This window comes from Paenibacillus sp. 481 (assembly GCF_021223605.1).
Classification (GTDB): domain Bacteria; phylum Bacillota; class Bacilli; order Paenibacillales; family Paenibacillaceae; genus Paenibacillus_B.
Window position 1 is genome coordinate 5,542,708 of the sequence record NZ_CP075175.1, and the last position, 9,762, is coordinate 5,552,469.

At 44.4% G+C, this 9,762-nt stretch carries 7 protein-coding genes; 1 reads left to right on the forward strand and 6 read right to left on the reverse strand.

The genetic code is table 11. From position 1 onward, the window contains the following. Positions 1–24: 24 nt before the first annotated feature. The 3 genes from KIK04_RS23745 to KIK04_RS23755 all read right to left on the reverse strand — a co-directional run bounded on the left by KIK04_RS23745 (position 25) and on the right by KIK04_RS23755 (position 3,256). On the reverse strand, positions 25–1,164 hold the full coding sequence (locus KIK04_RS23745; protein WP_232276248.1) for a glycosyl hydrolase family 8: 1,140 nt from the start codon (positions 1,162–1,164) through the stop codon (positions 25–27). Positions 1,165–1,281: 117 nt separating this feature from the next. Further along, positions 1,282–1,968, reverse strand: a complete 687-nt coding sequence (locus tag KIK04_RS23750) for a GGDEF domain-containing protein (protein ID WP_232276249.1) — start codon at positions 1,966–1,968, stop codon at positions 1,282–1,284. A gap of 166 nt (positions 1,969–2,134) precedes the next feature. Continuing rightward, on the reverse strand, positions 2,135–3,256 hold the full coding sequence (locus KIK04_RS23755; protein WP_232276250.1) for a response regulator: 1,122 nt from the start codon (positions 3,254–3,256) through the stop codon (positions 2,135–2,137). A 129-nt stretch (positions 3,257–3,385) separates the two neighbouring features. Between KIK04_RS23755 and KIK04_RS23760 the strand changes: the two genes are divergently transcribed. Next, positions 3,386–6,670: an ATP-binding protein gene (locus KIK04_RS23760; RefSeq protein ID WP_232276251.1), complete on the forward strand. Its 3,285-nt coding sequence runs from the start codon at positions 3,386–3,388 to the stop codon at positions 6,668–6,670. 94 nt (positions 6,671–6,764) lie between these two features. Here the strand turns inward: KIK04_RS23760 and KIK04_RS23765 are convergent, their stop codons facing one another. The 3 genes from KIK04_RS23765 to KIK04_RS23775 all read right to left on the reverse strand — a co-directional run bounded on the left by KIK04_RS23765 (position 6,765) and on the right by KIK04_RS23775 (position 9,624). Further along, positions 6,765–7,760, reverse strand: a complete 996-nt coding sequence (locus KIK04_RS23765; protein WP_232276252.1) for a hypothetical protein — start codon at positions 7,758–7,760, stop codon at positions 6,765–6,767. Between the two features lie 420 nt (positions 7,761–8,180). Further along, a complete protein-coding gene (locus tag KIK04_RS23770) occupies positions 8,181–8,669 on the reverse strand; it encodes a DinB family protein (protein WP_232276253.1) in 489 nt (162 codons plus the stop codon). A gap of 43 nt (positions 8,670–8,712) precedes the next feature. Continuing rightward, the gene (locus KIK04_RS23775; protein ID WP_332330025.1) at positions 8,713–9,624 is read right to left on the reverse strand and encodes a helix-turn-helix transcriptional regulator; all 912 of its coding nucleotides are present in this window, start codon (positions 9,622–9,624) and stop codon (positions 8,713–8,715) included. Positions 9,625–9,762 lie beyond the last annotated feature (138 nt).

Genomic DNA, 9,762 nt, shown 5'->3' on the forward strand with positions numbered 1-9,762 from the left:
TTCGTCGGCTACACTTCGCCATTTTTAATACGTATAGGCTAGTAACGCCATTAAATTATCAAACGAATAGGCTTGCTCTGATGCAACATCGCCAAAGCCATTCTTTAGCGGGCTTGCGCCGTCTTGAACTAGAAATTGGTTCATTCTACGAATACTATTCTCATAAAGCGACTTATCACCTATTTCAGCGCCAATCATAGCTGCAATTGCATAGATAGCCGTCGATTGAATATCGTTAGTCGGGGTTCCGCTTGTCGTATACTGTCCATACAGCGTCCCCGCCTTCACGTGCTCTTGAATATAACGAATGCTGGCAGGATTGTGCTGCCGCACTTCAGAAAGTGCCAAAATCGTCAACATCGATTCCACCGTATTAATGTGTTCTGATCGATAAGTTTGTGATTTGTACTGATACCTAGTTTCGTAGAACGGAAAATCGTCGGACAAGTACCCTTTTTGCACAATTTGCAGCATATTGGCGAATAATTGTTGCTGCTGCTCAGATGATATTGACAGCCGCTGCAATGATGTAAAATCGATATAGCATAACGTAATGAAATCATTCGTGATTTGATACGTTTCATCGTAGAAATCAAACACATATTCGTCTTTCACTAAATGCTTGTAGAATCGTTCCCCATATGTAGCAGCTTCCACTGCATAGCGGTTATCTTGAAACGCTTGTCCAGCCTCATGGAGCGCACGAATGATGCGCAGATCGTCGACCGCTGCATTCAGCGGATAACGCTTGTTCAACTTAGGGCTGTAGCGGTAACTAAAGCCTGAGCTGTTGTCAAACGTGCGCTTGGCCCGCGCCCACTCTGCATCAAAGGCTTGCTGCTGGCCCGTGCGCGCATAATAGCGCATAAGCAATCCCGCCGACTCGCTCAGCACCTCATGCCCAGTTGCCACAGTCGCAGCTTGATCGGTATCACGATAATTCGTATGTATACCATAATTTCCAGTTAGACGAGTAACGATAAATTGCTGCAACTGTTTGGCTTGAAGTTGTGTTTGTGTGTCCGCTCCGAACCGTTTCCCCGGCGCTTTATCTTGCGGCAGCACCGTCTCTTGCGGAGAGCGAGTTGGCTGCTCGGAGTCTTCACAACCTGTGAGCATACTTAAACATATACCAAGAGCTGCATAAAAGCCCCTTTTTTGCATCCTTTATTTCTCCTTCAATAAATTACACCCGCGTGAATCCGTGTGAATCCCTGTGAATTCTATAAATTGACCGTAACATAGCCCGCTTCCGTTGTAAACGTGATGGCGATTATTTCATCAGCGGACATTCCGCTCACCGCGAAGATAGAATCTGTCACTCTGCTCCAATTTCTTGAATCGCTTCGCCCAGAGCATTTGCGTGTCGGCAAACTCAACCAATTGCTCTAACTCGTTCCCATGATGCGGAAATATCGAATATCCTGTGGAAATTGAAATCGTTACGGTGTGCTGACTCGATACATAATCCATATTCGTAAGCAATTTGCGATTAATCTGTGCAATCTCTTCCTCCGTCTGGCATAGAACCATGACGACAAATTCATCCCCTCCCCAACGAATTACCGTTGCGGGAGGATCTGACGGCAGCCTTGATAGGTGGACCGCTACTTTTTGCAGCAGTAAATCTCCAGCTTTGTGTCCGAAACGATCATTAATCATTTTAAAATGGTCCACATCTACAAAAAAGATCGCGACCATTTTTTTCGCTTTAACCGCTTTGCGTGTAAGTTTTCGATAAATAGGAGCAGCTACTTTACGGCTGTACGCATTTGTTAGTGCATCCCTATCTAGCTCATAGTTCAGCTTGTCAATATATTTTCCAATTTGCCACGAGACGAGTACCCACATATTCGAGATGAACAAAAATGCTAAACTACTTATACCTTGTGCAAATACATATACATTTAAGGCAACGGTAGCGTTAAAGGATAACAAAGCCAACCACAGCCTACCTGAATATTTCACCAACATACACTCCTATAAAAATATAACTACTATTATAGTGAAAGTGTCTGAACATTTTCTGAACTCGCTCTGCTTATAGGTGGGCACATGGCAAACAAGCCACTCATAAATGGAGCAGCTTGGACAGGTATAGCTGTATGTTCCTTCCCGACTCGTTCCTTGCGACTTATACACGACTCATAAAATGGTCATACCATTCTTCCAATTGTTTACTAGGTACAATGTCTAGCTCACACTGGAAATAAGTAACCAATCTGTCATATTGCTTTTTAACTTCATATGTATATCCGAGCGAAGCGTAAATTTTCATCGTTTCAAAACAAATCGCTTCGTTATACGGGTATTTCTCGATCATATTCAAATAGATGTGCAACGCATCAAGTTGTCTGCCCTGTGCCAAATGAAATTCGGCGATTTGCTGGGCATGGAACAACCACAATGTCCGTAAACGCTCACGTTCATGTTCGGCCCATAAATATTCATGATCGCCAAAATAGTCGCCTTGATATCGGTCCAACAATTGCTGCTTATATGTTAACGTGTCTACCGTTGCAGGCAATGCGGAATGGATCTCCCGTTCCCACAGTTCGACATCCAAATGGATATTGCCCAAGTCCAAGCGATAGCCGCCATCGCTATATTTAATTGTAATGTCCATATGGGTTAGCTTAATAATTCTGCGAATTTGATAAATCGTCGTGTGCAACAGACTGGACGCCTTGTCTATATCCACTTCAGTCCATAGCCACTCCAAAATCGATTCTTTCCGCACCGTCTGCCCCCGATAGTGCAGCAAATAGGCAAACAACTCCTGCGCTTTTAACGTTCGCCACTGAAACAGGTGAACATTCTGTTGTTCATCACGCAGATGCAAATAGGCCATACAACAAAGGGTTTGCGCCGGGTGTGCTGCTCGTTTCGTCATGTTTCCCTCTTGCACGCTGCACCTTTGCAGTGTTTTGGCAAGTCGGGTACGCTGCACGGGCTTTAGTATATAGTCAAGCGCGTTCACTTCAAATGCCTCAATGGCATATTCACTGTACGCTGTTACAAACACAATCTGTACATGCGGTTGAGCTTCTAACAGCAACTCGGCCAGCACCATCCCATTTATTTCAGGCATCTCTATATCCAAAAAGATGAGATCGATATGCTCCTCATTCGCCAGCTTCAGCGCTTCGCGTGGATCTTGAAACAACCCTACAACCTCTAAATCTGCAAAATGGTTTAAGTGATTGTGCATACTACGCAATGCCATGATTTCATCATCAACGATCATCGTCTTCATCTATGCATTGCACTCCCTCTTGTTCTGATCATTTCTGCACCGAACTGTGCCGTATTCAAATCCACTCTTCCCATTATATGAAAATATAGTAGAAGGAACATCGCTTTTTGTGTCGAAATAGACAATATTATGACAACAATTACACGAAAACAAACTGTCCCAAAACACAGGAAGAAACTACAAGTATGGCTGATCATCGCTTTGTTCATCATTTTCATTACAAGCATTCGCGTCAGTTGGCTCGATTTATTTACACAACCGCATCAACCTAAAGCCATGCAAGGCGTTCTGGATTTACGCGAGTGGAACTTTGATGCAAACGGTGCCGTCACTTTGAACGGGGAATGGATGTTTTATCCCCAAGTGCTGTTAAAAAATGATGGTGCTCTCTCTCATCATGATAACACTGTAAACAAACCGATTAAGGTACCAGGCAATTGGGCGCCTGCTCTACATCCGCAACAAGACAGCACGTACGGTTATGGAACGTACCACTTGCAAATTTTGCTTGGGGAACATGGTGGCGAGCAATATGCCCTACGCCTTGCTTCCATTCTAGCTTCTTCGGAAGTGTTCGTTAACGGTATCTCTGTTGGCAAGTCTGGGCAGCCATCGTCAGCGGCAGAGCGTTATACCGCTCGCAGCGTTCCTTATATGGTTGATTTCCAGGCCGATCAGGCCAAGGTCGATATTGTGATCCATGTCGCAAACTATGACAACAGCGCTACTGGCGGAATTACGCAACCTATTTATTTTGGCCCACTAGATGCTATTCAAAGAGCGACTTGGTTCTCCATCGGAACCGAACTTACCGTCTGCATCGTACTGTTATTCCATGCTGTGTATGCATTTCTCATTTATCGGTTCGGAAAACGACAATCCGGATTGATTTATATTACTTTACTCATGTTGTTCGCAAGTGCTGCCGTTCTGTTTGACGACAACATGTTGCTTACACAATGGCTGGGAATTGGATATGCGTGGTCAACAAAGCTTCAACTCCTCTCTTATTTAGGGGTTGCGATCCCGCAGCTGCAGCTGACACGACATTTGCTGGCCAAAGATGCCAACTCCAAGCTGATTCTCACGTTTACGATGTTGTGCTTGGTGATGTGTATATTTATCGTTGTCGCTCCTATCCAATTAACACTGCAAATTATGCCGGTTTATATGATTATTGTAGTTATACCACCGGTGATTATGCTTTTCACGACACTTAAAGCGGCTTTACAGGGCGAAGAGGATACGATCTTGCTAGCGCTTGGTTCTACTTCCATTGCAGTCAATATTATTTGGGGTACCTGCAAAAGTATGGGACTTTTGTATACGAGCTACTATCCTTTTGACATTCTTATTTCGTTTTTTGCGTTCGCCTCTTTTTGGTTCAGACGATATTTTCGCACTTCTATACAATTAGAGCGTATGACCGAAGATCTGCAACAAGAGCATCGTTTAAAGGATGATTTCTTAGCAAATACGTCCCATGAACTGCGTAACCCGCTTCATGGCATGATGAATTTAGCTCAACATGTATTAGAGAGCGAGCACAATTCCATGCAAGACAGCAGCAAAAAAAACTTGGAGTTGCTCGTTACCGTTGGCCGTCGTATGTCTAGCTTGCTTCATGACCTATTTGATTTGACGCGATTAAAAGAAAAAAGGGTGCAGCTTAAGCTAAAAAAAGTATCGATTCAGCCCGTTGTTGTGGGTGTGATGGATATGATGCGACATATGACAGAAGGCAAGCCGATACGTTTAAGCAATGAAATTCCAGATACGTTCCCACACGTTATTGCGGATGAGAACCGGCTTACTCAAATCTTGTGCAACTTGGTGCACAACGCGATTAAATTTACGAACGAAGGTGTCGTTACGGTACGCGCTGACATGTCGGGAGGCAAGGCGTACATTCACGTCGTCGACACAGGCGTGGGCATTGATGCGCATACAGAGCAGTCGTTGTTCCTCCCCTATAAACAAGGAGTTGCCCCTGATGAATCGTATGAAGTTGGTCTAGGGCTTGGCTTAAGTATAAGCAAGCAGTTGACTGAACTGCATGGCGGTACTTTAACGTTCCGTTCGACACCTGGAAAAGGTTCTATGTTCACCTTTTCCTTGGAACTATGTGAGGTAGATGCATTACCGCTTGCGGAGCAGCAAAGTGGTCCACTTGCTGCTGCGGTGTCTGTAGAGGAGTCGGCGTTGATGTCTACTCATCGCACGCAGCCCACTAAGGCAAGCCTCCTCACGGATGTTGCTAGAGAGGGTGCGGTATCGAAGGAGGAACGATCATGCGATTCGTGGGACTCACGGGATTCGGAGAATTCAGAGAATTTGCAGGAATTACAGAAATTACAGCATTCACGGAGTTCACGGGATTTAAAGCATTCACTGAACTCTAGTCAAAAGGATAACCATGAATATAACCAAATTACGATCTTAGCGGTCGACGATGATCCGATTAATTTAGAAATTTTGAGCCAAATTTTCGACACGGAGCGATACCGAATTTTCACTGCAACGAACGGAAAAGAAGCGCTATCGCTGATTCAATTAGCGGAATTCGATCTGGTCATTGCTGACGTGATGATGCCGCATATGTCTGGTTATGAGCTGGCGCGTCACATTCGCGAGCGATTTTCGATCTCCGAGCTGCCGATACTGCTATTGACGGCACGCAGTTCGTCCAACGATATCGAAGCAGGCTTCCGAGCAGGTGCCAATGACTACATCATTAAACCGATGGACACGCTGGAGCTTAAGGCTAGAGTAAGCGCGCTGACACAATTTAAGCGTTCTGTGCATGAAAGATTAATGATGGAGGCAGCTTGGTTGCAAGCACAGATTCAGCCGCATTTTTTGTTCAACACGTTGAATTCGATCTCTGCGCTTAGTGAAATCGATACCGACCGCATGCGGAGGATGTTGGAGGAGTTCAGCAATTATTTACGCGCTAGCTTTGACTTTCAAAATACGAAAAGGCTCGTGCTGCTCGAACATGAACTCGCGTTAGTGAAGTCCTACTTGTATATCGAGAAGGAGCGCTTCGAAGATAGGATGCAGATCATATGGGAAGTGGAACAGACCGCACTTCTTCACATCCCGCCGTTATCCATTCAGCCCCTAGTTGAAAATGCGGTCCGACACGGTGTGCTGAAACGGTTTGAGGGCGGCGTCATTACGATTCGCATTAAGGAGCATCCCGATTACACAGAGGTGGCTATCGTAGATAACGGCGTAGGTATACACGAGCAAAAGCTTGAACAACTTCTACAAGTAAATCCGAATCGAAAAACAGGAATCGGCCTGTTAAATGTAGACCGCCGATTAAAACGAATATACGGCAGCGGGCTGCACATCGAAAGCACGCTCGGCAAAGGAACGATCGTTCGCTTTCAGATGCCCCGAAGCTAGATCACGCTTCTACATCGTGTACATAAAAAGATAATGAAGAAAAGTCGATTCCGTGAGGCAGGAATCGACTTTTGTGGGGTGAAATCTGATGCTTTTATTTGAAATTTTTAGCAATAAAATTGGACGTGGTGCCGAATTTAGCTATTTCCTGCTCCGTAAATCTTACAGGATCACTTGCACCGTCTTCAATAAAAATATATTCTATCTTCGCTTTTGGTGTAATCGTCTCTTCGAATAAAGTGAAAATGGAATTGAAATCTTGCTCTAGATTGCTGTTTGCTTTGGTTAAGCTATTTTCCTTGAAACTCAGGGTGACCAAGATATTTGAACATTCCCCTTTTTCATTCGTTTCTCTACAGTTGAACCAATACTCATCATACTTCGTTCCAAAAGTAAAGCGTCCGTTTTCAACGCTTGCTTTCTCCGACTCCCATTTCTTATTCTCATAGAAACTAACCATTTCCCAATTTGATTTTTTAATATGTGATAATAATTGTTCTTTCGTAGTTACACTCTTTATCTTTTCCATATCTAAGTGAATGGACTTACGCTTACTAGGTTCTCTCATGTCATAAACGGATACATGGTGGATTAATGCCCCACTTTGTTTGATTAATTTTTGTAATTCAAAGAAACGGCCCAACTCTTTTTCCGCAAAAGTGGCTATTTCAATGGGTGAGATAGAATGTAAAAAAAGACTATTTTTTTCTTCTGTGAACCCCACTCTTATTTCATCGTTAATGCCATCTTTAAACCCCAGTTTCTCTACATCAGGAATCACTTTTTCTAACTTGTGTAGTTCATTATCCACTTCTAATGCTCTTGCATAATTGTCTGCAATAACACTGTCTGTAGTGTAATCTATTACAACTGTGAATTGTATATCCTTATGGTTCTTAGGAGAAACCGTATACTTTTTATTTGAAAAAATTCCCTCTCTACTTAATTTTATTATTTCTACGTTAACACCATATTCATTTTTTACATATTGTTTTACGCGATATTCGTCAGATTGAAAGTAAATGTACACGAACACTGCACCTACTATTAACAGCAAAGCAATTGCAATAGCTAGGAATTTTTTGTTCACTTTCCCTACACTCCTTAGTTGTGGATCATTTCATGCTGAATAAAAAGTAAAAACGTACCCTATTCATGAAAATGAAACAAGATGAAAGAATCATAACATAGGTTAGCACTTAGGTATAATCATCAAATAATAGAAAAATAACATAATAACATAATAACATAATAACATAATAACATAATAACATAATAACATAATAACATAATAACATAATAACATCCATATTTTGTATCAACTCATATTTCTTCATCCTACTATTTTATTGAAGAGCAACGCAAAAAAACCGCGAACGGACGGTTAGCCCTACCTGTTCGCGGTTTTTGATATATTGCAGCGCTTATTGCAACATTTGATACAACTCATAAACTGCCTTTACCTATGCATTGATATAAGCATTGACATAAGCATTGGCCCAAGCGCCTCTTAGCCGTATAGCACGAAGAACTGGAGTTCATGCCCCGACTGTTTCAAATAGTTATAAAGTTGCGACCGGTGGTGAAATGAATGAGTGACAATCTCAATCAACCACTTGATTTGCACCATACCGTGCTCTAAATAAAACGCTTTACTGGACTTGTTCAATAGCTCGTCCTCGCTTAATGAGAGCATATACACCCGCAATTGCTCGTAATTGGCCCGAAACCGCGCCGCCAATTCCTGCGGGTCCCTCATTCCACTTACGCTCATTTCCACCTGCTCCACTTCCGCTTGTGACTTCTCTTGCAAAATAGCCAAGTCCGAAGCTGGAATGGATACAAGATGATGGGCAAGCTCCAATAACGTGCGCATATTGTCAGCTGGCCGATACTCCCACTCTTCTGGTGTAATTCTAGCCAAAAGTGCCTCGCTTGTGCGGACGGCTAAATCTATTTCCGCCAATAGATGATCCCGAATTTGTGCAACACCGCTCATGATCCTATCTCCTTTGTTGTTCATATTCATTGAACTGAAATGACTACTTTCCGTAACGCTCACACAGCTCACGGGCTTTTTCGTAGAGCGCAGCCCGCAGCGCTTCCGGCTCCAGCACGTTCGCATCTTCGCCAAGCGAGAAAAAGAACCGTATCGCCCATCCCCATTCTGATTCTGGGCATTGGAAGTCAACTTCCCACAGGTCGTCCTGCACAGCGTGCACTTTTTCCCCGATATGCGGGTCTTGTTCGACAAGTAGCAGGCCCCGATAGCTTAACGTGGCTCGAATACGAATGTACTTGCTCGCGGAATCTGACGCCTCCCCCTGATTCTCATCAGCAGGCGGATCGGCGGCCAGCAACTCATCAAAACGATCGGCCCGAAACAGCCGCAGCTCCCCATGTGTAGGCGAGTAGGCCTCACAATACCAGAACCCGTTCTCCGCATAAACATGTTTGGGCTGCAATAACAGCCAACGGCGATGCTTCTCCGAACGATAGTAGGCCTTCATCCACGCCCCGCTCGAACAGTAAGCAAGCAGCTCGGTCAAGAGAGGTGCCTTGTAAGAGCGCTTCGGCACCTGCACACGCATCAATTCAAGCAGCGGCTCAACTTGATGAAGCGCTTCGGGCGGTAGAATGTGGCGGATCTTATCCATGACCGTCCACCTTTCCCGATTGAACGGCGTGTCCGCATAAGCAGTCAGAGCCCGCAGCGCGACAAGTACGGTCAAGGTCTCCTGCACGTCAAGTTGCAACGGCGGCAACCGATAGCCTTCCGACAATCGGTACCCTCCTCCCGGGCCTGTCTCCGCATACAAAGGTATGCCCATCTCTGAGAGTGCCTGTATGTCCCGCATGATGGTACGCCTAGACACCTCAAGCTTATCCGCAAGCATTTGCGCAGATTCTTGTCGCTGTTGTAAGGCAATCACGATAGCGATCAAGCGATCCATCCGCCTCACGTCGGCTTCCCCCTTTTGTCCATGCCTTCCAGAGCAAGTTATGATGTTATCATAGCACACGCTCTGTGACAGCTTGTATGTCACCATTAGCACCAATAGGAAATGTAAAATCCCCTATTTATCTACGGT